This is a genomic window from Microbacterium wangchenii (assembly GCF_004564355.1).
GTDB classification, from domain to species: Bacteria; Actinomycetota; Actinomycetes; order Actinomycetales; family Microbacteriaceae; genus Microbacterium; species Microbacterium wangchenii.
The window spans coordinates 1,582,401-1,609,317 of the sequence record NZ_CP038266.1 but is presented as its reverse complement, the minus strand read 5'-3'; the positions used below and the strand labels follow the sequence as shown (position 1 = coordinate 1,609,317).

General features: G+C 71.9%; 22 protein-coding genes. 3 read left to right on the top strand and 19 right to left on the bottom strand.

Annotated features, from left to right (window positions below; genetic code table 11):
* Window positions 1-18: 18 nt before the first annotated feature.
* The 8 genes from E4K62_RS07640 to E4K62_RS07605 form a co-directional block, all read right to left on the bottom strand.
* On the bottom strand, window positions 19-1,239 hold the full coding sequence (locus tag E4K62_RS07640) for an MFS transporter (RefSeq protein WP_240742863.1): 1,221 nt from the start codon (window positions 1,237-1,239) through the stop codon (window positions 19-21).
* 29 nt (window positions 1,240-1,268) lie between these two features.
* On the bottom strand, window positions 1,269-1,910 hold the full coding sequence (locus tag E4K62_RS07635) for a cation efflux transmembrane domain-containing protein (RefSeq protein ID WP_135065700.1): 642 nt from the start codon (window positions 1,908-1,910) through the stop codon (window positions 1,269-1,271).
* Window positions 1,907-2,260 (bottom strand): Cd(II)/Pb(II)-sensing metalloregulatory transcriptional regulator CmtR, encoded by a 354-nt coding sequence (cmtR, locus tag E4K62_RS07630; protein ID WP_135065697.1) that lies wholly within the window; start codon window positions 2,258-2,260, stop codon window positions 1,907-1,909. Before cmtR ends, E4K62_RS07635 begins: the two co-directional genes overlap by 4 nt.
* Window positions 2,261-2,830: 570 nt before the next feature.
* Window positions 2,831-3,817 carry an SRPBCC family protein gene (locus E4K62_RS07625; protein WP_135065694.1) on the bottom strand — a complete coding sequence of 329 codons (987 nt, stop codon included), beginning with the start codon at window positions 3,815-3,817 and terminating at the stop codon, window positions 2,831-2,833.
* Entirely contained in the window at window positions 3,814-4,059 is a 246-nt protein-coding gene (locus E4K62_RS07620) for a hypothetical protein (protein ID WP_135065691.1), read from the bottom strand. The genes E4K62_RS07625 and E4K62_RS07620 overlap by 4 nt, the downstream gene beginning before the upstream one ends.
* Before the next feature lie 124 nt (window positions 4,060-4,183).
* Complete coding sequence (gene rpsA, locus E4K62_RS07615) at window positions 4,184-5,659, bottom strand: 30S ribosomal protein S1 (protein WP_135065688.1); 1,476 nt, start codon at window positions 5,657-5,659, stop codon at window positions 4,184-4,186.
* 288 nt (window positions 5,660-5,947) lie between these two features.
* Window positions 5,948-7,231 (bottom strand): HNH endonuclease signature motif containing protein, encoded by a 1,284-nt coding sequence (locus E4K62_RS07610; RefSeq protein WP_240742862.1) that lies wholly within the window; start codon window positions 7,229-7,231, stop codon window positions 5,948-5,950.
* A gap of 82 nt (window positions 7,232-7,313) precedes the next feature.
* Window positions 7,314-7,922 carry a MerR family transcriptional regulator gene (locus E4K62_RS07605; RefSeq protein ID WP_135065685.1) on the bottom strand — a complete coding sequence of 203 codons (609 nt, stop codon included), beginning with the start codon at window positions 7,920-7,922 and terminating at the stop codon, window positions 7,314-7,316.
* 71 nt (window positions 7,923-7,993) lie between these two features.
* On the opposite strand from E4K62_RS07605, the gene E4K62_RS07600 reads away from it, so the two are divergent.
* Window positions 7,994-8,500 carry a DUF4188 domain-containing protein gene (locus tag E4K62_RS07600; RefSeq protein ID WP_135065682.1) on the top strand — a complete coding sequence of 169 codons (507 nt, stop codon included), beginning with the start codon at window positions 7,994-7,996 and terminating at the stop codon, window positions 8,498-8,500.
* 16 nt (window positions 8,501-8,516) lie between these two features.
* Here the strand turns inward: E4K62_RS07600 and E4K62_RS07595 are convergent, their stop codons facing one another.
* Window positions 8,517-9,248, bottom strand: coding sequence for an HNH endonuclease family protein (locus E4K62_RS07595; RefSeq protein WP_135065679.1), 732 nt, complete (start codon window positions 9,246-9,248; stop codon window positions 8,517-8,519).
* Between the two features lie 176 nt (window positions 9,249-9,424).
* Here E4K62_RS07595 and E4K62_RS07590 point away from each other — a divergent pair, with 176 nt between their 5' ends.
* Window positions 9,425-10,375 (top strand): ADP-ribosylglycohydrolase family protein, encoded by a 951-nt coding sequence (locus E4K62_RS07590; RefSeq protein WP_135065676.1) that lies wholly within the window; start codon window positions 9,425-9,427, stop codon window positions 10,373-10,375.
* A 13-nt stretch (window positions 10,376-10,388) separates the two neighbouring features.
* Here the strand turns inward: E4K62_RS07590 and E4K62_RS07585 are convergent, their stop codons facing one another.
* From E4K62_RS07585 to E4K62_RS07540, 10 genes are read right to left on the bottom strand one after another with little or no spacing between them, the layout of a single operon-like run.
* Window positions 10,389-12,038, bottom strand: coding sequence for a PucR family transcriptional regulator (locus E4K62_RS07585; protein WP_135065673.1), 1,650 nt, complete (start codon window positions 12,036-12,038; stop codon window positions 10,389-10,391).
* Window positions 12,039-12,055: 17 nt separating this feature from the next.
* Window positions 12,056-13,162: an o-succinylbenzoate synthase gene (gene menC / locus E4K62_RS07580; protein ID WP_135065670.1), complete on the bottom strand. Its 1,107-nt coding sequence runs from the start codon at window positions 13,160-13,162 to the stop codon at window positions 12,056-12,058.
* On the bottom strand, window positions 13,159-13,971 hold the full coding sequence (locus E4K62_RS07575; RefSeq protein WP_135065667.1) for a GNAT family N-acetyltransferase: 813 nt from the start codon (window positions 13,969-13,971) through the stop codon (window positions 13,159-13,161). The genes menC and E4K62_RS07575 overlap by 4 nt, the downstream gene beginning before the upstream one ends.
* Complete coding sequence (locus tag E4K62_RS07570; RefSeq protein WP_135065664.1) at window positions 13,968-15,092, bottom strand: M20 family metallopeptidase; 1,125 nt, start codon at window positions 15,090-15,092, stop codon at window positions 13,968-13,970. The genes E4K62_RS07575 and E4K62_RS07570 overlap by 4 nt, the downstream gene beginning before the upstream one ends.
* Entirely contained in the window at window positions 15,089-18,517 is a 3,429-nt protein-coding gene (locus tag E4K62_RS07565) for a serine hydrolase (protein ID WP_135065661.1), read from the bottom strand. The genes E4K62_RS07570 and E4K62_RS07565 overlap by 4 nt, the downstream gene beginning before the upstream one ends.
* Window positions 18,514-19,281 (bottom strand): ABC transporter ATP-binding protein, encoded by a 768-nt coding sequence (locus tag E4K62_RS07560; RefSeq protein ID WP_135065658.1) that lies wholly within the window; start codon window positions 19,279-19,281, stop codon window positions 18,514-18,516. Before E4K62_RS07560 ends, E4K62_RS07565 begins: the two co-directional genes overlap by 4 nt.
* The gene (locus E4K62_RS07555; RefSeq protein ID WP_135065655.1) at window positions 19,278-21,176 is read right to left on the bottom strand and encodes a dipeptide/oligopeptide/nickel ABC transporter permease/ATP-binding protein; all 1,899 of its coding nucleotides are present in this window, start codon (window positions 21,174-21,176) and stop codon (window positions 19,278-19,280) included. Before E4K62_RS07555 ends, E4K62_RS07560 begins: the two co-directional genes overlap by 4 nt.
* Before the next feature lies 1 nt (window position 21,177).
* The gene (locus E4K62_RS07550) at window positions 21,178-22,173 is read right to left on the bottom strand and encodes an ABC transporter permease (protein WP_135065652.1); all 996 of its coding nucleotides are present in this window, start codon (window positions 22,171-22,173) and stop codon (window positions 21,178-21,180) included.
* 38 nt (window positions 22,174-22,211) lie between these two features.
* Window positions 22,212-23,807 carry an ABC transporter substrate-binding protein gene (locus E4K62_RS07545; RefSeq protein ID WP_135065649.1) on the bottom strand — a complete coding sequence of 532 codons (1,596 nt, stop codon included), beginning with the start codon at window positions 23,805-23,807 and terminating at the stop codon, window positions 22,212-22,214.
* A gap of 35 nt (window positions 23,808-23,842) precedes the next feature.
* Window positions 23,843-25,231: a serine hydrolase domain-containing protein gene (locus E4K62_RS07540; RefSeq protein ID WP_135065646.1), complete on the bottom strand. Its 1,389-nt coding sequence runs from the start codon at window positions 25,229-25,231 to the stop codon at window positions 23,843-23,845.
* Between the two features lie 117 nt (window positions 25,232-25,348).
* On the opposite strand from E4K62_RS07540, the gene E4K62_RS07535 reads away from it, so the two are divergent.
* Window positions 25,349-26,857 (top strand): amidohydrolase family protein, encoded by a 1,509-nt coding sequence (locus E4K62_RS07535; protein WP_135071100.1) that lies wholly within the window; start codon window positions 25,349-25,351, stop codon window positions 26,855-26,857.
* The last annotated feature ends 60 nt before the right edge of the window (window positions 26,858-26,917 follow it).

Below are 26,917 nucleotides of genomic sequence, written 5' to 3'. Positions count from 1 at the left end.
TGCCGGCCCATGGACGGCTCAGGCGCGGGGTCGCGGCCCCGGGGCGCGGCGGAGGGTGAGCGTGGCGAGAACGCCCGCCACGGCGCACATGGCGATGACGGCGGCGACGAAGACCGCCCACCCGGCATCGGCGAAGAGCCAGCCGAGAGCCCAGCCGAAGACGCTGGACCCCCCGTAATACGCGAGGTAGTACAGCGACGACGCCTGCGCCCGTGTGTCCGGCCGCGCAGCCGACGGCGCCCAGCCCGAGGCGACGGTATGGGCGCCGAAGAATCCGGCCGTGAAGACGACCAGTCCCACCAGCAGGGCCGGCACGAGCGGCACGAACATCAGGATCAGCCCGAAGACGCTGCATCCCACCGACGCCAGCAGCACCGGCAGCGGCCCGTGCCGCGAGACGAGCGTGCCCGCCCACGGCGAGACCAGAGTCCCCGCGAGGTACGCGAGGAACAGCAGCGTGACGACCCACGCCGGCAGCACGAACGGCGGGGCGGTGAGGTGGAAGCCCAAGTAGTTGTAGACCGCGACGAATCCACCCATGAGCAGGAACGCCTGCGCGTACAGCACGAGCTGCACGCGCGACCGCAGGTTCACCGCGAGGCGCGCGGCGATGCCCGGTCCGCGCTGGGCCAGGTGGCGGTGCGGCACGAACCCACGCGCCCTCGGCACGAGCCACAGGAACAGGACGGCGGATGCGGCGCACAGCCCCGCGACACCCCACAGCCCCGCGCGCCATTCGGTGAGGTCGGCGACCGGTCCGGCGACGAGCCGTCCGGCGAGGCCGCCCACGGTCGTTCCGGCGACGTAGCTGCCCGCCGCGGCCGCGGCGTGCCCGGCATCGACCTCCTCGCTGAGGTAGGCCAGCGCGACGGCCGGGACGGCGCCGAGGGCGATCCCCTCGAGCAGCCGGACGACGAGGAACAACGCGATGTCGCCCGCGAAGGGGGCGGCCACGCCCAGGAGGGTCGCGGCGAGGATCCCGAGCGCCATCGCCGGGACCCGCCCGACGCGGTCGGCGACCATCGACCACGGGATCACCGCCGCGGCAAGGCCCAGGGTGCAGGCGGAGACCGACAGCGCCGCCGTCGCGGGGGCGACCCCGAGGTCGGCGGCGATCATGGGCAGCACCGCCTGCGGCGAGTACAGCTGCGCGAAGGTGGCGATGCCGGCGAAGAAGAGTCCGGCGAGCAGGCGGCGGTATTCGCGGGTTCCGGGCAGGTGTCCGCTGAAGCCGCTCACTCCTCTCACGTTATTGCCTGCGGGAAGGACTACTCGTCCTCGAGGTCGCTGAGGGCGTCGAAGGGCGACTCGAGGTCACCCCGCCACGCCTCCAGCCCCTCCCGCACGGCGAGGACGGCGACCACGAGCGCGGCGACGGAGTCGGCCCACCACCAGCCGAGGAGGGTGTTGGCCAGGAGACCCACGAGCACCGCGCCGGAGAGGTACACGCACAGCACGAGCTGCCGGGCGTCTGCCAGCACGCTGCGGGATCCGAGCTCTCGCCCCGTGCGGATCTCGATCCATGCCAGCACGGGCATCGCGATCACGCTCAGCAGAGTGATGCTGATCCCCAGGGGGCTGGCGTCGGGGCCCTCGCCGCGGACGAGACTCACGACCGCGTCCACGGTGACGTAGGCGGCGAGGGCGAAGAACGCCAGCGCGATCGCGCGAACGGTGACGCGCTCGTACCGCTCCGGATCGGCCCTGGTGAACTGCCATGCCACGGCGACGGCTGAGAGCACCTCGATCACGGAGTCCAGGCCGAACCCGATGAGGGCGGCCGATGACGCCAGCACGCCGGCGGCGATGGCCACGATCGCCTCGAGCGCGTTGTACCCGATCGTGATCGCGACGATCGCCCGGACCCGTCGATGAAGTCGTCGCCGACGGTCGGGCGAGAGGGCCGTCATGCCTGCCCCTGGCAGCATCCGTCGACCGTGCAGGAAGGATCCACGCACGGCGCATTCTCGTCCACGGCCAGAGTGACCTCCAGCAGCGCGAGGAGCCCGGCGGCGAGATGCGGATCCGCGACGGCGTACCGCGTGCGCCGGCCCTCCGGCTCGGCGACGACGATGCCGCAGTCGCGCAGGCATGTGAGGTGGTTGGAGACATTGGAGGGCGTCAATGCGAGGTCGTGGGCCAGCTGAGCCGGATACGCGGGCCCGGCCAGCAGCGTCATCAGGATGCGCGACCTCGTGGGATCCGCCATCGCCCGCCCCAGGCGGTTCATCACGTCCAGTCCGGTCTGCGCGGTCAGCATGAGCTGATTGTACAGCCGTCACTGTACAGTCGCGTGTCCGCGCAGGGCGATGAGCCGGGCGCGGTCCGGGGCGCAGCCTCGCGTGGGGACGGAACGGCGCGAAGGAGCCGGTGCCGCGGTCCAGTCCGCTGTCGGCGGCGATCGCGTCGGCGCGAGCGTTGCGCGCGCGCCGTGCCGCACCCGAACTCCGCAGACCCGCCCGGCATCCGCCGGGTTCGAGGCGCTTCTCGCCACGCGGAGCGCATATTTGAGGAGTTCCGGCGCGACGAAGGCAGAACCCGGCGAGTGGGGCCGCGATGGAGGCGCACCCGCGCGCGGGTACAGGGGCACTCCCGGCGAGACGGAGGTGCGCACGGCGTCGAAGGTCCCGTGAGCGAACACCCTGCCCGCCCGAACTCCTCAAGAACGCGCGGCGTGGGCTGATTTCCGCACTCTTCCGACCGCGGGGGCCCCGGATTTGAGGAGTTCGGGCCGGACGAGGAGCGGGACGAGGAGCGAGACGAGGAGCAGCGCGAGGGGCGGGCCGGAGGCCGAGAGTGGCGCGGGAGCGCGGCGGGGCCACCGGGGCGGTCAGCGGAAGACGCGGCCGATCGCGACGCAGAGCTGGGACAGTTGCATCCAGGTCACGAACCGGTACAGAGGGCGCAGGAGCCGGGCCCGGACGGGGCCGACGCGGCGCGCGGGCTGCCGCTGCCACGCCTGCGTCATGCGCAGGCGGGTTCCGCCGTCGGTCGGAGCGAGTGAGATCCGGACGTACCGGGTGTTGGCGTCGGGGGCGTCGGGGGTCGAGAACGACCACGCGATGGAGAACTGCTCCTGCACCGCATCGACCTCCACCCGGATGCGTCGAAGGGCAGGCCCGATACGCAGGGGCTTCCCGTCCGGACGACGATCACGGCGGTACGCGGTGAGGACATCGCCCGGGCGGACCGGTCCGCCGGCGTCGACGACGCCTCCGATGCTCGGCTCCCAGTCCGGCATGCGGAACGGATCGGCCAAGAGCGTCCACACCTCGTCGACCGGAGCGGGCACGAATAATTCGGCGTGGCCGGTCAGCCCGTCGGTGGAGACAGGTACCGCAGGCCGCGCGGTGGGGGCGTCTTCGTCGAGGCGCCGGCGGATCGTGTCCGGCGAGGTGCCGAGCCGATACAGCACCTCCGCGATCATCCCGCTGGGCTCGTCCAGGAGTTCGCGCAGCACGGCCGCGGCGTCGCCGCGCTTGCCGCCGCGGCAGGACTCCTTGAAGATGTCCAGCACGCGGTCGCTCCAGGTGTATCCGCCGGTCTCGTTGAAGACGATGCGTCCGGGGTCCGCAGCGCCGACGCTGATACCGACCGACGCGAGCTGTGCGGCGTGCTGCTCGGCGACCGCCCGACGGGCCTCCTCGAGCGTGATGCCGCTCCCCCGGAGCACACGGCCGGCATGCTGGTCGCTGAGAACCAGGGCCAGGAAGAGATGGTCGATGTCGCTCGTGCGCAGACCCACCCGCGACGCCTCCTCCATCGCCGTCAGCGAAAGGCTCTGCGCGGTCTTGGCGACATCGGCGAGCTTGCTCACGTATTCCTCCTCGGGACGGGGATGGTCTGGTCGATCCTCTTGGCGTATTTCTTGTGCACCGCCTGACGGGAGACTCCGAGCGCATCGGCGACCTGCTGCCAGCTCATGCCTGCCCGCAGGCCCGCCTCGACCTGGCGCAGCTCGAGCGCGTCGGCGAGGACGCGCAGCGACGCCACCGCGCGGAGTCCCGCGCGCGGGTCGCTCGTGTCCGCCGCCCGCCCGGCGATCTCTCCGGCGTGCATACTGTCAACCTACGTTGCTCCGCCAGGCTTGTCAACCGGAGTTGCTTATGCCGGCGGCAACGCGAAAGCGGGCCGGAACCCGAAGGTTCCGGCCCGCTTCGTGGAGCGTGAGCTCAGTTCTGGATCAGCGACCCGACAGCTTCTCGCGCAGAGCGGCGAGAGCGGCGTCGTCGGCCAGGGTGCCGGCCGAAGCCGACTCCGAGGTGTACGAGCCTCCGCCACCGGTCGAGACGGCACCATCCGAGGAGCCACCGGCCGGAGCGTTCGCCTCGGCCTCGAGGGCCTTGGCGACGGCAGCCTTGTGGGCCTCCCAGCGAGCCTGGGCAGCGGCGTACTCCTGCTCCCACTTCTCGCGCTGCTCGTCGAATCCTTCGAGCCAGGCGTTGGTCTCCGGGTCGAAGCCCTCGGGGTACTTGTACTCCCCGCGCTCGTCGTACTCGGTGACCATGCCGTACAGGGCCGGGTCGAACTCGGTGCCGAACGGGTCGACCGACTCGTTCGCCTGCTTGAGCGACAGCGAGATGCGGCGACGCTCGAGGTCGATGTCGATGATCTTGACGAAGACCTCTTCACCGACGGAGACGACCTGCTCCGCGAGCTCGACGTGGCGGCCCGACAGCTCGGAGATGTGCACGAGGCCCTCGATGCCGTCCGCGACGCGGACGAACGCACCGAACGGAACGAGCTTGGTGACCTTGCCCGGTGCGATCTGGCCGATCGCGTGGGTGCGGGCGAAGACCTGCCACGGGTCCTCCTGCGTCGCCTTCAGCGACAGGGAGACGCGCTCGCGGTCCAGGTCGACCTCGAGGATCTCGACGGTGACCTCCTGGCCGACCTCGACGACCTCGGACGCGTGCTCGATGTGCTTCCACGAGAGCTCGGAGACGTGCACGAGGCCGTCCACGCCGCCCAGGTCGACGAACGCACCGAAGTTGACGATCGAGGAGACCGTGCCCTTGCGGACCTGGCCCTTGTGCAGGTTGTTGAGGAAGTTCGAGCGCGACTCGGACTGCGTCTGCTCCAGCAGCGCGCGGCGCGAGAGAACCACGTTGTTGCGGTTCTTGTCGAGCTCGAGGATCTTCGCCTCGATCTCCTGGCCGAGGTACGGCGTGAGGTCGCGGACGCGACGCAGCTCGATGAGCGACGCGGGGAGGAAGCCACGCAGGCCGATGTCGACGATGAGGCCACCCTTGACGACCTCGATCACGGAGCCGGTGACAACACCGTCGGTCTCCTTGATCTTCTCCACGTCGCCCCACGCGCGCTCGTACTGCGCACGCTTCTTGGACAGGATGAGGCGGCCTTCCTTGTCCTCCTTCTGGAGAACCAGCGCCTCGACGTGGTCGCCGACGTTGACGACCTCGTTGGGGTCGACGTCGTGCTTGATCGAGAGTTCGCGCGAGGGGATGACGCCCTCGGTCTTGTATCCGACGTCGAGGAGGACCTCGTCGCGGTCGATCTTCACCACGGTGCCTTCGATGAGGTCGCCGTCGTTGAAGAACTTCAGGGTCTTTTCGACCGCGGCCAGGAAGTCCTCAGCAGAGCCGATGTCGTTGATCGCGACCTGCTTGGTGGCCGGGGCGGTCGTTGCGGTAGTCATGTAGTGGGTTGTCCTATTGGGGTTGGTGTCGGGCTTCTGCTCGTGCCTCTCCCCCGGTTGAGGGATGAGGCAGTCCGCAGCCATACGATCGTCGAACGAGTTCGCGCGACGACCGAGACGAGACGGCGTGAGCCGAAGCGAAGCGGATTGTTTCGTGCGATGTCACTGCGGCCGGGGCCTGGACGTGCGGAACGAGCCACACGAGTGACACTCAAGACTAGCAAACGCCGGGGCCGGGCGAAATGTTCCTGCGCCGAGGCGTTTCGGCGGCCGCGATCGCGGCGCTGGTCACGCGGCGCGGAAGACGGGGACCCGACGTTCGGGTTCGACGACATAGCGCCGGCCCAGAGGTGACGTCCATTCGATCGCACCACCCCCGCCCTCCACCTGTCGCACCCGCCAGCCGCCGCGATGCTTCACGGTGTGGTGGCCCTGACACAGCGGCGCGAGGTTGGAGAGCTCTGTTCGCCCGCCGTCCTCCCACGCGGTCTGGTGATCGATCTGACATCGGGAGGCGGGGAGGCCGCATCCGGGGCTCATACATCGACCGGCCCGCCAGCGGACGAGGTCCCGGAGTGCGGCCGGAGGCTTGTACTTCTTCCGCCCGACCGAGAGCACGGTGCCGCGCTCCGGATGGGTAAGGATCCGCGTCCAGGTGCGAGCGGTGCCGCACAGCTCCCTGGCCCGCTCGATAGGGATCGGGCCCACGCCTTCGACCGTGGCCGGCTCGCTCTGCGCCGCGAGCTCGTCGCTGAGGAGGGCGAGAGCGGGAACGGTGACCGCCACCGTGGCCCGGATCCCCCGGGCGACCCCCGGGTGCGCCTCGACGACGCCGTCCACCAGGAGGTCGCCCACGACGTCGGCCCGGATCTGGTCGAGCGTGCGTTCTTCGCCGTCCTGCGCACGGAGGATCTGGGCGATGCCGGTGATGCGGGCGTGCACGGCCTGCGCCTCGACGGCCGGCAGGTGCACGAGCAGCCACGCCATGCCGTCTTCGCTCGGCTCGATGACCACGCGGCGCGCGGCCACCGCCTCGCGGTGCCGCTCTTCCAGGGAAGCGGCGCGCACCGTGGCGACCAGCTTCTGCAGCAGACGGCGGAAGGTGCCGAGCGGGTGCGCCTCGGCGAGCTCGACCGCAACGGCGACGACCTGATCACGTAAGCCCGCCTCGACGGTGTCGACGAGCTCGACGAACACCTCCGCATGGCGCTCGGTCGTACGCCCGGCGTGCAGCGAGGCGAGCATCGCGGGGTACCGGCCGACGAGCCCGTCCGCCGTGACCAGCAGCCGGTCGGCGGCACGCTCGGTCATCTGGAGCGCGGCGGCCAGCTCCAGGCGCAGCGATCGTTCGATGATCTCGAGGCTCGACCCTCGGAACGTCGCGAGCTCCCGCAGAGCCTCACGGTGCATCGCGTCGACCCGCTCGAACCGCTCCGCGGCGAACACCGACATCATCGTCGATACTTCCGTCACGAGGTCGATCGGGTCGGGTGGCTCGGCGGAGCGGTCTTCGTCATCCCACGGCGCGTCGCCGAGGACGCTCTCCAGCCGGTCGATGCGATCCGTGTTCATGCCTGAAGACTAGAACATACCTCCGACACTCGAACGGCTGCCGCCCCCTGACTCAGCCGGTGACGAAGGAAGGCGGGAGATGTCAGTCGGCGCCGAATCGCTCGGCGGACACCACCTGCTCCGCCACGCGGCGCAGGGCGAGCAGCACCTGCTCCGGCAGCACGGTACCCAGCACGACGTAGCGGACGACCGACTCCGCCGAGTCCGTGGGGATGCCGGCGATCTCGGCCTCGGCGATCAGGCGGGCCGCGGCGACGTAGGCCGCGAGCACGTCGGGCGGGATCCGGAACCCCGCGCGCTCGACGTTCCGCAGCGCGTGAGCCAGTCCGGCCAGCTGCGCCGGATCGCACGATTCCGGCTTGCCGCCCAGCTGCGTGAAGAGATCCTCCGCCGCCGCGGTGTCGATACCGTCCTCCGCGGGCGGCGCGACGGCGGCGTGCGCGACTCCGAGGAGCTCGTACGGGGTCGGCGGCGGAGCATCCAGCGCGGCGATCACATTGCGGGTCTCGGCGATGCTGACGCCGGAGTCGACGAGCGCCCGGATCACGCGCAGCCGCTGGACGTGCACCTCGTCGTAGCTCGCCTGCGTCGCCGAGGTACGAGTGCCCTCGGGCAGCAGCTTCTCGCGCAGGTAGTACTTGATCGTCGGCACCGGCACACCGGTCGCCGCGGAAAGTTCCGAGATCCGCATCCCTCACCCCTTGACACAGATAGTAGCGCTATCCAATCTGGATAGTGAAGCTATCGAGATGGGAGCAGACAATGAGTCGGATCGTGCCGGGCCGGGCGACGCACCGCTACGAGGGCGAGCTCGTGGTGTTCCACATCGGCATGGAGATCAACCGGTGGTGGCGGCCGGACCTGTGGCTCCCCACATTCGTGGCCATGCCACGGATGCTGCGGGAGCTCAGCGTCGAGGTGGACTCCGGCATGCTCGGCTACGCCATCCTCTTCGGCGCCCGAGGACCGTACGTCGTGCAGTACTGGTCCTCGATCGACAAGCTCTATCGATACGCCTCCTCCCCCACGCAGGAGCACCGGCCGGCCTGGACGCGCTTCAACCGGATGGCGCGGAAGGCGCCGGGCGCCGTGGGGATCTGGCACGAGACGTTCCTCGTCGAGCGCGCCGAGAGCGTGTACGTGTCGACGAAGCCGATGGGGCTGCCGAAGGCGACCGAGCTCGTGCCGGTGACCAAGCGCCACGACCGCGCGCGGGATCGCTACGCCGAAGGGCGCACCAGCGCGGCGGCGCCCTCCGCGGCCGGGTGAACGGGTCGCGCGGTGCTCAGCAGCGGGCCAGGACCTGCTCCAGCGCCGTGCGGTCATCGCCGGTGACGCCCAGGTCCCACTCACCGAGCACGGCGATGTAATCGGCGGCGTACGCGCAGTGCGACGCCTCGGCCGGCGGCATCCACTCCACCGGTCCGGAATCGCCCTTCGACTGGTTCACCGCGCCGGCCGTCGCGCGAAGGTTGTCGGGGTCGTTGGCGAAGGCCAGCCGGTCCTCGTCGCTCCAGAACTCCGCGCCGTGCCGCCACGCCCACGCGAGCGGGACGAGATGGTCGATCTGCACCCGTGCCGACGTGTCCGTCCCCGAGACGAACTCCACGCGGTCGCCGGTGTAGGGATCCACGAGCACGCCGCTGAGCACCTTGCAGCCGTTGGTGCCCTCCTTCAGGACGGCGTCGTCCAGATCGCGGCGCAGGACGTCGTTGCGCGTGTCGCATCCGTTCCGGTCGAGATCGTGCCACGCCGTCCCGAAGGCCTCCCGGTAGTAGCGGGCGATCGACTGGCCGGGCACCGTGTCCAGCGCCGTGAGAGTCTCGCGGGCGCGCTCGACGTCGGCGCGCGCATCCACGGGCGCGGAAGCCGTGCCGGGGGCCGGATCGGCGAACCACCCGGGGGCGACGAGCGTCAGCCCCAGGCACAGCACAAGACCCGCGAGCACAGCGACCAGCGTGCGGGCGGCGCCGCGGGCGCGCCGGCGGGCGCGCGGAAGACGTCTCGTCGAACTCACTGCGCTTCACCGATCTTTCGCACCATCACGACGTCGAACACACGCCGTGCTGGGGCGGATCAGCTGTTGCAGGCGATCCCGTCCCCGTCCCGATCCAGATCATAGACGTCCGATCCGACCACGCCGCCGTACGATGCGGAGTGCCCCTCGACCCGCGACAGCCACCGGGAGCCGCCATGACCTTGACCACCGCCCGACTGGATCGCGCCGTGGGCGCCGTCGTCGCCTCGGCCGCCGGCGACGCGCTGGGCGCGCAGTACGAGTTCGGACCGGCGCTCGCCGACACGACGCCCGTCGAGTTCGGGCGGGGCACGTTCGGGCACGACGTCGGCGAATGGACCGACGACACGAGCATGGCGGTGCCGATCCTGCAGGCCCTCGCCGCCGGCGACCGGCTCGACGACGAGCGGGTGCTGGCGGGGATCGTGACCGCGTGGATCGGATGGGCGGCCACGGCGAAGGACGTCGGCGCGCAGACCCGCGCGGTGCTCGAGCGCCTCGGCCCCACCCCGACGGAGAGCGACGCGCTCGCCACCTCCGAGGCGGTGCACCTGGCCGCCGGACGCAGCGGCGGCAACGGCTCGCTCATGCGCACGGGCCCCGTCGCGCTGGGCCATCTCGATGACGACCCTGCGGCGCTGGTCGACGACGCCGGCCGCGTGGCGCGCCTGACCCACTGGGAGGAGGACAACGCCGACGCGTGCGCGCTGTGGTGTCTCGCGATCCGCCACGCGATCCTCACCGGGGACCTCGACGTGCGCGCCCAGGTGGCATGGCTGCCGGCCACGCGTCGCGATCGCTGGGCCGCGATCATCGACGAGGCCCTGGCGCCGGGGACGCACCCGCGCGATTTCGCCGCGCAGAACGGATGGGTCGTGCGCGCGTTCCAGGCGGCGCTGTCGGCCGTCGCCGGGTCCGCGTCGCTCGTGGACGCACTCGAGCGCGCCGTGCGCGGCGGCAATGACACCGACACCGTCGCCGCCATCGCCGGCTCCCTGGCCGGGGCGGTCTACGGGGCCGGCGCGGTGCCGGAGCCGTGGCGGCGGATGCTGCACGGGTGGCCGGGGCTGGGAGCGGATGACCTCGCGCACCTGGCTGCGACGGCGGCCGAACGCCACACCCCCTGAAACGCCGTGCGCGTCAGCGTCCCAGCATCCGCAAGTGCAGCATCGCGGCGAACCGCGCGTCGCGGTCGTTGAGGTCGAGCCCCGACACCTCCGCCGCCCGGCGCAGCCGGTAGCGGAACGTGTTGGGGTGGACGAAGGATGCCGCCGCCGCCGCACCGACATCCCCGAAGGAGTCCAGCCACGCCTGCAGTGTCTCGACGAGACGTCCGTCGCCGCGGCTGTCGTGCTCGACGAGCCGGCTCACCGGTCCGCTCAGCCGGTCACCGCGCGCGGCGAGGAGGTCGCGCAGCTCGAGCAGCAGGGAGTCGGTCTGCACGTCGGCCACGCGCGCGACGGGGCGCCGCACGGCCGCCGCCGCGGCCTGTTCCCGGAGGACCCGGAGCACCCGGAGAGCCGCCGCGCGCGACCGGGCGAGCCCGGCGATGTCATCGGATGCGGGGCCGACGGCCACAACGGCGGGCATGCGGGTGCCGACGCGCTCGAGGAACTCCTCCAGCACGCGCACCGACCGCTCCTCGGCCTCCTCCCCCGCGGCGGGGAGGATCGCGTAGACGACGTCGCCGACGAGCGCCGCTGCGGCACCGGGCTGCACGGCCGAAAGGTGCACGGCGAGGGCGTCGGTGAATCTCTCGCGCTCGGCGAGCTGCTGCTGGTCCGCTGGCGCAGTGCCGCGTTCGCCGGCCACCAGCGCCGCGGCGATCACGCACACGCGGCGTCCGGTGAGGCTCAGGCGCCCGAGCGCGTCGCTCGCGCCGCCGCGGCCCTCCAGCGCCGTGCTGACCAGTTCGGTGCGCAGGCGCCGCTGCACGTCGGCGCCGGCGCGCACGCGCAGCAGGTGCAGCGCGACGAGCTTCGCCGCATCCCGCAGCGTGGCCGTGCGCTCGGCGGTGAGGGGACCGTCCATCGCGGCCCAGATCGATCCGAGCACCTCGTCGCCGGCGCGCACGGCGATCGCGACGCGCTGGGTCGTCGCCCCCTCCCCGAGCCGGATGGGGTCGACCACGACGGGGCGGTCGTCGCGGTACAGGTCGCGGAAGACGCCCATCTCCGTCAGCACGCGGGCGTACCGCTCGGGCACCTGACGGCCGATGATCGTCTCCGCTCGCGACGCGTCCGCCTCCTCCTGACGCCCCGAGAAGGCGAGGACGCGCGAGGAGCGATCCTCGATCGTGATCGGTGCATCCAGCAGCGACGCGATGGCACCGGCGACGGCGAACAGGTCGCCGGAGGGAAGGCCGCCGAGCGACTCCACGTGGGTCTCGCCGATGTCGTCCTCCGCCAGCAGCGACCGCAGCAGAGCCGCCAACTGCGTCCAGGTCGCGCCGCGCGCGAGGCCCAGCAGGGCGATCCCGTGCGCGTCGCACGCCCCGCGCACCTCCTCGGTCACCTCGACGGGTGAGCGGACGACGAGCGCCGCCACGGCGTGCGCACCGAGTTCGTGCAGCAGCGCCGTGATGCCCTGCGCGCCGCGCACCCCGACGCCCAGCACGATCGCGCCGGGCGGGTAGACCGGTTCGTCGGCGGGGTCGTGGATGACCACGCCGCCCACATCGCGCTCGGCGTCGATGCGGCCGTGCGCGACGTCGAGGAGGGTGACGCCGAGGTCGTCGATGACGCGACCCAGACTCGACCGCGCAAAGCCCTCCGCCCGGCCCGCACTCATGAGGTGGAGCATATCCGTCAGATCGGAACCCACTCCACGGCGGTGGTCAGCTCGTCGAGGATGTGCGGCACGGGGGTCACCCCCAGACCGGGACCCGACGGCACCGTGAGGTGGCCGTCGTGCATGACGAAGGGTTTGGTGATGTCGGTGGCGTAGAAGCGCCCGCTCGCCGAGACGTCGCCGGGCAGCGTGAAGCCGGGCAGGGACGCCAGCGCGATGTTCGCGGCGCGCCCGAGGCCCGATTCGACCATCCCCCCGCACCACACCGGGATGCCGTGCGCTGAGGCGAGGTCGTGGATGCGGCGGGCCTCGAGGTACCCGCCGACCCGGCCGGGCTTGATGTTGATGATGCTCGTCGCGCCCAGGCGGATCGCGGCGGCCGCCGTCTGCGCCGAGGTGATCGACTCGTCCAGGCAGATGGGCGTCTTCACGATCTTCGCGAGGTCGGCGTGCCCGAGGACGTCCTCCTCCTCGAGGGGCTGCTCGATCAGCAGCAGGTCGAAGGCGTCGAGCTTGGCGAGGTGGGGCGCGTCGCGCAGCGTGTACGCGGTGTTCGCGTCGACCTGCAGCAGCACGTCGTCGCCGAAGCGCTCCCGCACGGCGCGCACGACGTCGACGTCCCAGCCGGGCTCGATCTTGAGCTTGATGCGCACGTAGCCCTCGTCGAGGTACCCCCCGACGGCCTCCAGCAGCTTCGGCACCGAGTCCATGATCCCCACCGACACCCCGCACGGCACGGTGTCGCGCACGGAACCGAGCTCGCGCGCGAACGAGCGGCCCTCCCCGCGCAGCTCGGCGTCGAGCACGGCGGTCTCCAGCGCCGCCTTCGCCATGCGGTGGCCCTTGAAGGGCTTGAGCACCTCGGCGACCGCGTTCGCGTCCCCGATGCCGGCGGCCCCGAGGGCGGGGATGAAGAACCGTTTCAGAACGTCGACGGCGCCTTCGGTGTACTCAGGCGAGTACACCGGGTTCGGCAGCGTGACGCATTCGCCCCAGCCCTCGGCCGCATCGGTCACCGCCTTCACCAGCAGGATGTCGCGGTCGGTCTGCGTGCCGAACGACGTGCGGAACGGCGACGCCAGCGGCATCGCCACCCGGCGCAGTTCGAAGCCCTCGATCTTCATACGGTGATTCCCTCTCCGAGCCTGATGATGTACCCCTCGGCACGGTCGAAGCCGACGACCCGGCCGCCGGACTCCAGGTGAGCGGTGAGCTGCTCGCGCAGCGTCCGGCGCCACGCGCGTGCCGCGTCGACATCGGTCCGGCGCATCCGCTGGATGTCGTCGGGCACCGCGACGGTCGCGTGGCACGGGCCGTGGGCGGAGACGGCCGGCGGATGCCCCGCCGCCGCGTCGGCGACGTCGTCGTCGCGCAGATCCCACCGCACGAGCAGCCGGTCGGTGTCGCCGTCGCTGTTGATCGCGTCCGACATGGCGCCGTAGAAGTTGGTCAGGTACTCCACCGGCAGCGCGTGCAGCTTGGCGATGTTGAAGTACGCGTTGCGTGACACGAGCGGGTCGAAGGTCCACTCGATCGCGTCGATGCCGCGCGAGAGCGCCCACCCGCGCTGGTGCAGCTTCATCGCGAAACCCACGGATCGGCCGATATGGGATGGCGCGACCCCCGCGATGTGGCTGTGCAGCGCATGCCGGTCCGGCGCCGAGTGGAACCCGATCGTCGCGCCGACGAGGTCGTCGCCGGCGAACGCGCCCGCGATGTAGTTGCCCGCCTTGCCGAGGGCGCGCAGCAGCTCGGGCGGAACGGCGGGGTTCTCCGGCCCCCGCCCCCAGATCTGCGACAGCAGGTCGACGACGGCGGCCTGCTCGGCGACGCCGGCCACTTCGCGCACCCGCACGCCGGCGGCCTCCGCCGCCGTCTCGGCGGCCGTGAGCGCCGTGGCCACGACGACGTCGGCGAACATCAGATCGGTCATGGTGTCTCCTGCTCTGCGGCGAGCTCGGCGAGAAGCGCGCGCAGCAGTTGCGTGCGCGGAGCCAGGTCGGCCACCACGACGTGCTCGTGCTCGGCGTGGGCGCCCCCGCCCACCGCGCCCAGGCCGTCGAGCGTCGGCACTCCCATGCCGGCGGTGAAGTTGCCGTCGCTCGCGCCGCCCACCGCGGTCCCCCGCAGGGGCTCGAGGTCCAGGCGCGCGGCGATGCGCTGCGCCCGCTGGAACAGGGCTGCGGATGCCGCGGCCTCCAAGGGCGGCCGGTTGACCCCGCCGCGCACCTCCAGGCGTGCACCAGGGACCTCCGCGGTGAGGGAGCGGACCGCCGCATCCACGCGATCCTGCTCGGCGGCCGTGCGCGCACGCACGTCGACCGCGAAGGTCGCCAGCGCCGGGACGGTATTGGTCGTCGCACCCGAGCGCGCCACGGTGGGGGTCACCGTCGTCCCCCGCGCCGGGTCGGCGAGGGCCGACACGGCCAGGACCGCGTGCGCGAGGGCCACGGTCGCGTTGACGCCGCGCTCGGGCTCGAGGCCCGCGTGCGCGGCGAGTCCGTGCACTCCGATCTCGTACAGCGACACGCCCTTGCGCTCGAGTTTCAGGGCGCCGCCGTCGGCGGATGCCTCGAGCACGAGTGCGGCGCGGGCTCCCCGGGCAGTGTCCTCGATGAGGGCGCGCGACGCCGGCGAGCCGACCTCCTCGTCGCCGGTGACCAGCACCGTGACGCCGTCACGATCCTCGAGCCCCGCCACGGCGTGCAGTGCCATCGCGAGCCCGGCCTTCATGTCGAAGCATCCCGGACCCGTGAGCGTCCCCTCGTGCACGGCGAAGGGCAGGCGCGTCAGCGTGCCCGAGGGCCACACCGTGTCGTGATGGGCCAGGACGAGCACGCGCGTGTGCGCGCCGAACCGCCATCGGAGGTGGGAGACGCCGTCCACGACGATGCGCTCGGGCGCGCGGCCGAACAGCTCGTCCCCGATCGCGGCGACGAGGTCGGCCGAGCGCGCCACGGCTGCGGAGTCCGCGGAGGGCGACTCGCACTCGACGAGGCGACGCACCGTGCCGACGAGCACGTCGGTCGCGACGTCGGAGGAAGCGGTGATCATGCCGGGACGTCGACCTTCTCCGCCGGTGCGCCCGCCGCATCCGCCGCCGTCGCGGCATCCGGGCCCGAGACCCGGTCCGACACCTTCGGGGTCGCCCGCGCACCGAAGTGGAGGTACTCCTCGCCCGTGGGCAGGGAATAGAAGGTGAGGGTCATCCAGGTCTGCGTGCCGGGGGCGCGCAGGGCGAAGAGGCGGTCGTCCAGGGGCACCAGCGGGTACTCCTCGACGGTGTGCGGCTCGAGTTCCGCCAGCGGCCCGAGCATCGTCGTGCGCAGCCGCGGTCCGTCCTCGCCGGCGAAGACCTCCATGCGCACCGAGGCACGCTCATACGTGCCGACGAACGGTGCGAAGTCGACCTCGACCGGCTCGGCGGGGACCGTGACGGGGTGGCTCATGTCCAGACCGGAGAGCTCGGCGAAGATCTCGCGGTAGAGCTCCTCGTACAGGTCGCGCGTGTTGCCGCCGTTGGTCAGCAGCGTCACGGCCACGCCGGACTCGGGATGGATGCGCAGGAACGCCGCCTGCCCGAGGGTGTTCCCGTCGTGCCCGTACAGGCGGTCGCCGTTCCAGTCGAACCGGATCCAGCCCAGCCCCCACGAGTCGCCCAGGACGTGCTTGTCGGGTACCTCGGCCTGGAACGCCTGCATCTGCGCGACGGTGTCCTCGCTGAGCAGTCGCTCCCCCGCGGCCGTGACGCCCCCGGTCATGTGCAGCCGGGCGAAGGCGAGCACGTCCTCGGCACGTGAGGTGATGAGCCCGGCCGGGCCGATCCCGCGCGGCAGGAGCCACGCCGGGGTCACGATCTGCTCCCCCGCCACCTCGACGTGTCCCACGGCCGCGCCGTGGAGGATCGCGTCCTCGGGGAGCGTCACGGTGTGCGTGAGACCCAGCGGCTCGTACAGCAGTTCGCGCATCGCCGCGTCCCACGTCCTGCCGGTGAGGATCTCGATGATCCGCCCGAGGATGGAGTAGCCGGAGTTGCAGTACGACCACGTGGCGCCCAGCGGATGGTTCATGCCCGCCGTGTCGAGGAGGCCGACGTACTTCTCGATGCAGTCGTCGCCGCGCCCGGTGTCGGTGAACACGTCGCCGTCCAGCCCACTCGTGTGCGTCAGCAGGTGCCACACGGTGATGCCGTCGGTGAGCTCGTCCTCGCTCAGGCGGAAACCGGGGATGACGTCCTTCACCCTGGTGTCGAGGGCGAGCCTGCCCTCATCCACCAGGCGCAGGACGACGCTCGCCGTCCACACCTTGGAGATCGACCCGATCTGGAAGATCGAGTCCTTCGCCACCGGCGCCGTCTCGACGTTCTTGTTGAGCGTGCCATGAGCGGCGACCACGACATCGTCGGCGCGGCCGTCGCCCAGTCGGAGGATACCCAATTGCGCGCCGGGGACCTTGTGGCGCTTGGCCAGCGCCGTCAGGCGCCGCTGCCAGTGTGCCGCGTCGATCGCGGCAGGACGGGGGCCCGCCGCATCCGCCGCGTACTGCTCCACCCACTCCACGACGCGCGTGTTGTAGTCGATCCGGTGGCTCGGCGTTCCCGAGAGCGGGAAGAGGTGGCTGCCGCCGGGGTAGAGCACGAGGCGGGTGGGCACGCCGCGCTCCCGCAGCGCCAGATGCCACTGCTCGGCCTGCCCCACGGGGCAGCGCACGTCGGCGCCCCCGTGCAGCACGAGGGTCGGCGTCTGCACGCGGTCGACCTGCGCGTACGGGTTCATCGCGGCAATGCGCTCGCGGTCGCGCGGGTCCCACGGCATCGCCGCCACCTCGAACACGTTCAGCAGATGCGCTTCGTCGGCCGTGCCGCCCATGCTGATCAGGTCGCTGACGACCCCGCCGGCCACAGCTGCGGCGAACCGGTCGTCGCGACTGGTCAGGTAGCACGTCATGAACCCGCCGTAGCTGTACCCGGTGACGGCGAGGCGCTCCGGGTCGGCGGCGCCCTCGGCCACGAGCTGGTCGACCGGCTCGAGGAAGTCCTTGGCGTCGACCTCGCCCCAGCGGCCGTTCACCGCCGTGAAGAACTCCTCGCCGTACCCGTCGCTGCCCCGCGGATTGAGCATGAGGACGCTCCATCCGCGGCTGACGAGCTCCTGGTGGTAGAGGTGCATGTCATCCGCGGCGCCGTTCCACGCGTTATGCGGGCCGCCGTGCACGTCGAGCAGGAGAGGTGCGGGACCCGATCCGGCACGGGCCGGATCGCGCAGCAGCCAGCCCTGCACCGTGACGCCGTCGCTGATCGGGAATTCGCGCGATTCGCGCACGAACAGCTCGACGCCGTCCAGGGCGGCGCTGTGATCGGTGACCACCTGCTCGGCGCCCGAGGCGAGGTCGATGCGCACGACCTCGCCGAACGAGGTCGCGGTGGACAGCACGATCGCCGCGTGGTCGCCCGCGACGGCGAGCCCGGCGACCACGTGCGCGTCGCCGCCGTGCACGACCCGGGGCTCCCCGCCCTCCAGCGACACGGCGTACACGTGCGTGCAGCCGCGGTCGCGGGCGGCGAAGACGACCTCGCCGGCCGCCGACATCTGCGGCAGCCCGCCGGGGTAGCCGGGCCCGCCGGGCATGATGTTGCGATCGAGGGATGCGGCCAGTTCGGCCGCCTCGCCCGTGGCCGGGTCGACGCGGTACAGCCGCGCGATGCCGGCGGGCTCCCCCGGCCACCCCGCGACGACCATGCGTCCATCCGGCGCGTAGGCGACGGTCGCCGCCACCCCGCCCTCGAACGCCACGACCGCCGGCGGCGCGGCGGGGTCGGACGGATCGAGCACGTGCACCGCGGAGCGATAGGTGAGATCGTCCACTCCGACCGGCTTGGCGACGTAGGCCAGGCGCGTGCCGTCGGGTGACCAGGCCGGGCTCGAGGCGAACGCGTCGGCTCCGGTCAGCTGCCGCACCTCGCCGGACGCGACATCCAGGGCATGCAGCTGGGTGCGGATGCCGCGGAGGAAACCCATGCCGTCGGCCTGGTACCCGGCGCCGTCGGTGACGATGGGGCTCGATCCGCGTGCGGCGCGATCCTCGTCCGTCTCGTCCCCGTCCGCGAGGAGGTCCACGGGCGCCGCGAACGCGATCGTCGCGCCGTCGGGGCTCCACACCGCAGCGCCGGCACCCAGCGGGAGGCTCGTGCGCTGCTGCGCCTCTCCCCCCGCCAGCGGCAGCGTCCACACCTGTCCCTCGCGCAGGAACGCGAGCGTCTGGCCATCCGGGGAGAACACCGGCGCCGCATCCGCGGAGCCCAGCGTCAGCCGTCGCGGCTCGGCGCCCCCCTCGGCCAGCCACAGGGAGCTCACCGGCCGGTCGGCCTGCGTGTCGACGCCGCCGAGGACGTACGCGAGCCGGGCGCCGTCGGGCGAGAGCGCCGGCTGGGCGGGGATCGTCAGAGCGGCCAGGTCGCCGATACGCAGTCTGCGAGTCACGGGTGTTCTCCTTGCGCGTGAAGCGGGATCCGGCCGGGGATGGCGGCCAGGAGTTCGCGGGTGTAGTCGTCGCGCGGGTCGCTCAGGACCTCGGACGTGGGACCCTGCTCGACGATGCGGCCGCGGTGCATCACCGCGACGCGGGAGGCCACGTAACGCACGACGGCGAGGTTGTGGGAGATGAAGAGCATCGACAGCCCGAGCTCGGCCTGGAGCTCGCGGACGAGGTTGAGGATCGCCCCCTGGATCGACACGTCCAGCGCCGAGGTGATCTCATCGGCGATGAGCACCTGCGGCCGGCCGGCGAGAGCCCGCGCGATCGCGACGCGCTGACGCTGACCACCCGACAGGTCCGCCGGATACGCACCGGCGCGCGCCGGGTCCAGGTGCACGAGGTCCAGGAGCCGCTCGACCTCGGCTCGCTGGGCGGAACGGCTCATCCCCCGAGGCAGGATCTCGGCGATGCTCGCCCCGATCGTCATGCGCGGGTCGAGCGAGGAGAACGGGTCCTGGAACACCATCTGCAGCGGACGGCGACCACGGCGCGGGTCGATCGGCCGGCCGTCCAGGAGGATGCGGCCCTGGGAGAGGGGAACGAGTCCCACCGCCGCGCGGGCCACCGTCGACTTGCCCGACCCCGACTCGCCCACGAGCCCGAGCACCTGTCCGTCGGGGATCGTGAAGCTCACGTCGTCCACGGCGGTCGTGGCCGAACGGCCGGATCCGAACCGGACGCCGACGCCCTCGAAGCGCAGTTCGCTCATGCCACCACCTCCTCCGGATCGCGCGCCGGCACGACCGGGACCGGCAGCGGCTCGCCCGCGTGCCAGCATGCGACACGTGCGCCCGTGGCGTCCGCCACCAGCGGCGGCTCCACGGCGCGGGAGTGCGCGTCGGCGAGCGGGCAGCGCGCCGCGAAGGCACAGCCCGCGGGCACATGAGCGGGATCGACGGGGCGGCCGGGCACCGTCGCGAGCGGACGGTCCAGGTCGGTCTCCATGTCGGGCACGGCCGCCAGCAGCGCACGCGTGTACGGGTGGCGCGCGCGGGCCAGCTGCGACACGGGGAGGTCTTCCACGATGCGCCCGGCGTACATCACCAGCACGCGGTCGCAGATCTCGGCGACCACTGAGACGTCATGGCTGATCAGCAGGATGGCGACGTCGTCCTCGTCGCGGATGGCCTTCAGGAGGTTCAGCACCTGTCGCTGCACCGTCACATCGAGCGCCGTCGTCGGCTCGTCGGCGATGATGAGCTTGGGGCTGCCCATGAGGCCCATGCCGATCATCGCGCGCTGGCGCATGCCGCCGGAGAACTCGTGGGGATACTGCCTCGCGCGCCGTTCGGGCTCGGCGATGCGGACGGCGCCGAGGCGGTCCACGGCCCGCGCATGCGCCTGTCGACGTGTCATGCCGCCGTGGTGGATGGCGACCTCGCCCAGCTGCGCGCCCATGCGCTTGGTCGGGTTGAAGCTCGTCATGGGGTCTTGGAAGACCATCGCCAGCGACGTGCCGAGCAGCCGTCGGTGCTCGGCCGGGCCGCCCTCGAGGAGTTCGGTCCCGAGGAAGCGCAGGCTCTCGGCATCCACCACCCCCGGCGACTCGACGAGCTGCGCGATGGACAGCGCGGTGAGCGACTTGCCCGACCCCGACTCCCCCACGATTCCGACGACCTCGCCGCGGCGCATCGTGAAGCTCACGCCGCGCACCGGCGACACGGGGCCGTCGGCACCGGGGAAGGTCACGGTGAGATCGCGCACCGCGAGCACCTCCTCGGCGTCGGGCACGGATGCAGTGCGCGGCGGGCGCGGCTGCACGCCGGCGAGGGTCGCGATGAGGCCCGTGCTCCGGATTCCCAGGGCGCGGGCGGCCGCCTCCCCCACGAGGTTGAAGGCGAGGCCCGCGATGACGACGGCGAGGCCGGGCGCGAGCGCGGCCAGGGGGTTGATGTAGATGCCGGAGAGACCCTCCATCATGAGGCGGCCCCAGTCGTACTCGGGCGGCTGCACGCCCAGGCCGAGGAACGACAGCCCCGCGAACGACAGCAGCGCGCCGCCGGCGCCGATCGTCGCATTGACGATGAGGGGCTCGCCGATGTTGGGCAAGATGTGGCGGAACAGCACGCGCACGCGCCCGACGCCGCCCACGCGCGCGGCCGCGACGAAGTCGCGCGCCGCGATCCCGGCCACGAGCGTCTGGCACAGGCGCCCGAACGCCGGCGCACCGGCGAGGCCGATCGCGAGGGTCGCACCCACCCAGCCGCTTCCGAAGATGACGGCGAAGAACAGTGCGAGCAGCAGGCCCGGGAACGCCACGGCGATCCCCACGAACCACGTGACCGGTCGGCCGGCCCGCCCCAGCAGGTAGGGGGCGACGCCGAGCAGCAGGCCCGCGCTCACCGCGACGAACGTGGCGGTGAGGGCGAGCACGACCGACAGGCGCGTGGCCACCAGCACCCGCAGGAGGAGGTCGCGCCCCAGCCCGTCGGTGCCGATCAGGTGCTCCCCCGAGGGGCCGGCGAGGATGTCATCGGTGTCGAACGTGTCGGCCTGAGCGCCCCACAGGATCGGCGCGAAGACCGCGGTCAGCAGCACGAGGGCGAGCAGGACGGCGGCCGTCGCGCCCAGCGGCGTCAGAAGGGTGCGGCGCAGGATGCGCATGTCAGTGCTCCCCCACGGTCGTGCGCGGGTCGAGCGCGGCCAGCACGGCGTCGACGACCGTGTTGATGATCAGCACGCCGGCGCCGTACACGAGCACCGTGGCCTGCACCATCGGGTAGTCCTTCGTCTGGATCGCGGACACGATCGTGGAGCCCAGCCCCGGCCACGCGAAGACGTTCTCCACCAGCACGGTGCCCACGACGAGGGACCCCAGCAGGAGCCCGCCCAGGGTGAGGGCGGCGGTCACGGCGTTGGGAAGAGCGTGCGTGAGGTGGATGCGCCACGCCGGCAGCCGCTTGGCGCGTGCCGTGCGGACGAAGTCCGCCTCCAGCACCCCGAGCATCTCGACGCGCACGATGCGTGCGAGCACGGCGGCGGGCCCGAGCGAGAGGGCGATGACCGGCAGAATGTAGGACTCGGGGCCGCTGCGCCCGGCGATCGGGAGCCATCCGAGCGAGACGCCGAAGACGGCCACGAGCGCGACCCCCAGGAGGAAGTCGGGGATGGCGGAGACCAGGACGCTGCTCGTGGCGAAGCCCAGTTCGAGCTTGCGCCGCCGGCCGCGGCGGGTGGCGACGGCCATGATGACGCCCAGCGGAACGGAGATGACGACGGCGAAGGCGAACGCGAGCAGGGCGAGGCTCGCGGTGGCGGGGAGCCGCACGGTGATCACGTCGATGGCCGGAAGGTTCGACTGGATCGACGTGCCGAAGTCGCCGACGAGGAGGCCCCGGAGGTAGTCGATGTACTGCACGGGCAGCGGATCGTTCAGCCCGAGCGACTCGCGCTTGGCGGCGACCAGCTCGGCGGAGGCCGTCGGCCCCAGCGCCGTGCGCACCGGGTCGCCCGGGATGAGGTGGATCATCAGGAACGCGGCGGTCACCAGGATCCACAGCGACACGAGCAGTCGCCACGTCCGCCGGAGGACGAACCGCGGCCAGCGAGAATCGCGGGCGCGGCGCACCTCCTCGCGGGGCGGGGCGACTGCAGTGCTCATGGGGGGACGTTCCTTCCGGCGCCGGTAGGCGGGCGCGGTTACTGCGCGAGGAGGCGGATGCTCGTCGGGATGACCGTGTCGATCATCGTGAACTCCGCCTTGTTGCCGAAGGTCTTCACGACGTTGTTGGCGAACGGCACCACGTCGGCGGCCTGGAACAGGGCCTCCTCCGCCGCCTGCCACGCGTCGCATCCCTCGGTGCCGGGGATCGTCATCGCCTCGGCGACGGCGGCTTCGTAGTCGGCGTTCTGGATGCCGGCGAAGTTGGTGCCCTCCGGCGCCGTCGGTCCCGAGACGAAGCCGACGACCTGGTCGGGGTTGTTGACGTTCAGCGGCACCCAGGCCATGTCCCAGTCCCCGGTGCCGAAGATGGCGTTGGACAGCGTCGTGGAGTCGTTCTGCGTCGCGGTCACCTGCACGCCGATCTCCTCCCACGCACTGACGGCCAGTTCGGCCGCCGACGTGCCGCCGGTGCCGAGCGTGTTGGCGTACAGGAAGGACAGGGCGAGCTTCTGCCCGTCCTTCTCACGGACGCCGTCCGCGCCCTCGACCCATCCCGCAGCATCCAGTGCCGCAGCGGCGGCGTCCACATCGGTGGCCGGGACGTTCCCGCTGACCGCGTCGTAGTCGCAAGATGAGGGCTCGACGACCGTGAGTCGGGTGGCCGGGGCGCCCGCGCCGCTGGTGAGCACCTTCTGCAGCTCGGCGAGGTCGAGCGCCTGCGTCAGCGCGATCCGCACCGCGGGGTCGCTCGTGGGGCGGGTGTCGTCCTGATTGAACCAGTGCTCGCCCACGAGCGCCTCGACCTGCTGCGAGTACAGGCCCGCGCCATCCAGGCGCTGGGCATCGGGGCCGACGATGGCGGCCGCGTTGACCTCACCGGACATGACGAGGTTGGCCGCGGTGGTCTCGTTGGGAATGACCCGCGCCACGATGGTGGCGGGCAGGCCCTGCTCCTGCGTCGTCGCGCCGCCGGGCCCCCACGCGTAGTCCTCGTTCACCTCGTACGTGTAGTGGTCGTTCTGGACGGCCTCGGTCAGGACGTAGGGGCCCGTGCCGAGCGTTCCATCGCTCAGCTGTCCGCGATCCTCCATGCCGGCCTCGCACACCATCGGGAGGTTCGCCAGGCCCTGGAGCACGAAGGGCGCAGGGCCGGCCAGCGTGATGGTCAGGGTGCTGCCGTCTGCTTCGGCCGTCGCACCGGGCGGGAAGAACGTGCCCAGGAAGGGGCTCTGGTTCTCGGGGTCGCCGATCCAGGTCAGATTCTGCGCCGCGGTGTCGGCCGTGAACTCCGAGCCGTCAGAACACGTGATGCCCTCGTTGAGGGTCAGCGTGACGGTGTCGCCCTCGAGCTCCCACTCCGACGCGAGCTGCGATTGGATCTCGCCCTCTTCGTCGAGGGAGACCAGCGAGTCGTAGGCGAACTGGCTCAGCTGGAACAGCGCGCTGACGGCGGACATCTGCGGATCCAGCGCCCCGGGGTCGGCCACCATCGACAGCGTGAACGTCCCGTCCTCGACGTAGTCGGCATCACCGCCGCCGCCGCCACTGCCACCGCCGGCGCATCCTGCCAGGGCGACGACGCCGATGATCGCGGTCGCCGTCGCCAGCGCGGGTCTCGTGAACGTCTTCATGCGGGTTCTCTCTTCTGAGTCGGGTGGTGCGCCTGTCAGTCGGCGCGCGAGATCGCGCGTCCGTAGTGCATGTGCGTGCGGCGTCCGTCGCCGTCCTCACCGAGGAATGCGTACACGACGTGCATCTCCTTCATGGTGGGTTCGACCGCGATGAGCGAGTCGGCATCCAGGCCCACCAGCTGCACGTGCTCGGCCTCCTCGCCCATCTCCGCGGCGATGCCCTTGGGGATGCTGTCGAGCCAGATCCGCCCGTCGTCGTCGACGCTGACGGTCATGTCGAACGTGGAATTGGAGTAGAACCCCACGAGCGGTGCCGCATCCACGGGCACCTCCTCCGTGGGCACGGTGGGGAAGCCGGGGAGCTCCACGCCGGCGACGTCCGTCACGATCGTCTTGACGACATCGCCGAACAGGCCCATGACGTCGCCGCCGTTGGTCAGGAGAGCCACCACCAGGCCCGCCTCGGGAACCACGCGGAGGAAGGCGGACTGCCCGATCGTGCCGCCGTCGTGACCGATGACCGTGGGTGCGCCCTCGACGAAGATCTCCCAGCCCAGGCCCCATGCTTCACCCATTCCGGTCAGGCGGGGAAGGGAGATCTGCCGCTCCTGCATCGCGCGCACCGACTCCTCCGACAGCACCCGGGTGCCGTCTGCGGCCAGTCCGCCGTCCAGGTGCATCTTCGCGAAGGCGACGAGGTCGCGCGCCGTCATGGCCAGCATCGATCCGGCAGGTTCGTTGGATTTCGCCAGCGCCCACACCGGCGCCGGCGTGGGGGTGCCGTCCTCGCCCTCGCCCATGTGCCCGACGGCCGCACGGAACAGAATCGCCTCGTAGGCGCTCGGGGCGACGGAGGTGAGCCCGAGGGGCGCGGCCAGGTGCTCGGTGAGGGCAGCCTCCCAATGCGTCCCGCGCAGCACCTCGATGAGGCGCCCCAGCACGGTGAAGGCCGCGTTGTTGTAGGAGAAGATCCGCCCCGGCGCGAACACCTGCGGCAGCACGGCGACATGCTCGAGGTACTTCTCGATGGCGTCCTCGCCGCGTCCGGTGTCGGTGAAGATGTCGCCCTCGAAGCCGCCCACATGGCTCAGCAGATGACGCGTCGTGATCGTGGCGGCGGCCGCCTCGTCGGCGACGCGGAAGGCCGGCAGGTACTGCCGCAGCGGCGCATCCAGATCCAGCAGCCCCTCGTCGACGAGCTGCATCACGAGGGTCGTGGTCCACACCTTCGTGATGGAACCGATCTGGAAGACCGAGTCGGGGGTGGCGTCGACTCCCGTGGCGGTGCTCAGCACGCCGGCCGCCCGATCGATGATGGCGCCGTCCTTCAGGACGGCGACCGCGGCACCGGGCACCCCGTGCTCCGAGACCAGGCGGGCGAAGTCCGCGTCAAGGAACGCGGCGATGTCATCGGGGGTACGCATGATCTCACCATAGGGACGTCCGTCGGACGGTCGTTGGTTCGATTCGACGGATATGACACGCGAACCTCGTTCGATCGCACAGGTCGCAGCGGCTGCGGACGAGAATGATGGACCGTGATGAATACGACGATCCTGCGCGGCGGCCGCGTCATCGATCCGGTCGCGGGGACGGAGACGGTCGCCGACGTCGTCATCCGTAATGGCCGCGTGGAACGGGTCACCGCCGGTACCGGCGGGGCCGGTGCGGGCGATCCCGGTGGCGGCACGGTCGATGGCGGCACGGTCGTGGACGTGACGGGGATGGTCGTGGGGCCCGGGTTCGTGGATCTGCACAGCCACGTCCACTCCATCGCGGGGCAGCGGCTGCAGGCCTTCGACGGCGTCACCACGACGCTCGACCTCGAGGCCGGCCTCATGCCGATCGACGCCGCGTACGCCGCCGCCGCGGCGGAGGGCCGCGTGCTGAACTACGGATTCTCGGCGTCGTGGTCGGATGCGCGTGGCCAGGTACTGGCGGGCGTCACGCCCGCCGCCGACTTCCACGCCTCTTCCGCCCTGCTCGGCGACGCCCGGTGGCAGCGCACGTCGTCGCCCCGCGAGCGCGCCGCGTGGCTGAGCCTCCTCGAGGGCGAGCTCGCCGCCGGCGCCCTCGGCATCGGCGTACTGCTCGGCTACGCACCGCGATCCGACCCCGCCGAGTACGTCGCGGTGGCCAGGCTCGCCGCCGCCGCGGGGGCGCCGACCTTCACGCACGTGCGCGATCTCATCGAGCTGGACCCCACCACGCCGATCGACGGCTCGCGGGAGGTGGCGCTCGCCGCGGCAGAGACGGGTGCCGCCATGCACCACTGCCACGTCAACAGCACGTCCCGCCGGCACGTCGACCGGGTGCTGGGCGACCTGGAGGCCGCGCGCGCGTCCGGCTCGCGCATCACCGTGGAGGCATACCCGTACGGCATGGGCAGCACGAGCGTGGGCGCGGCCTTCCTCTCCCCCGAGCGGCTGCGGGAGACGGGATTGTCGCCGTCGAGCATCGTCATGCTCGGCAGCGGCGAACGGATCGCCGACGAGCGGCGCCTCCGGCAGGTGCGGGAGTCCGACCCGGCCGCGACGTGCTTCGTGGAGTTCCTGGACGAGCGCGACGAGGCCGACCGCGCGCGCCTGCGCCGCTCGCTGGCCTTCCCCGACGCGATCGTGGCCAGCGACGCGATGCCCCTGGAGTGGCCGGACGGCCGGCCCGACTCGCGCGAGTGGCCGCTGCCGGCCGGCGCGTCGACGCACCCGCGGACGGCGGGCACGTTCGCCCGCAGCATCCGGCTCATGGTCCGCGAGCACGGCCTGTGGGACTGGGTCGAGGCGTTCCGCCGCTGCGCGTACCTGCCCGCCCGCGTGCTGGACGAGGTCGCCCCGGCGATGCGCACGAGGGGCCGGCTCGAGCCGGGCGCGGATGCCGACCTCGTCGTGATCGACCCGGACGCGCTCACCGACAACGCCTCCACGGCGGATCCCGTGCGTCCCTCCAGCGGCGTCCGTCACCTGCTCGTGGGCGGGAGCTTCGTCATCCGCGACGGGCAGCTCGATCCCGCCGCCTACCCCGGCCGTGCCGTGCGGGGCCGGCCGCGCTGACCCGCGCCGCACCGCTCGGCCCCGCCGCCCGGGCCTGCCGCCCGGCCTGCCGCCCGGGCC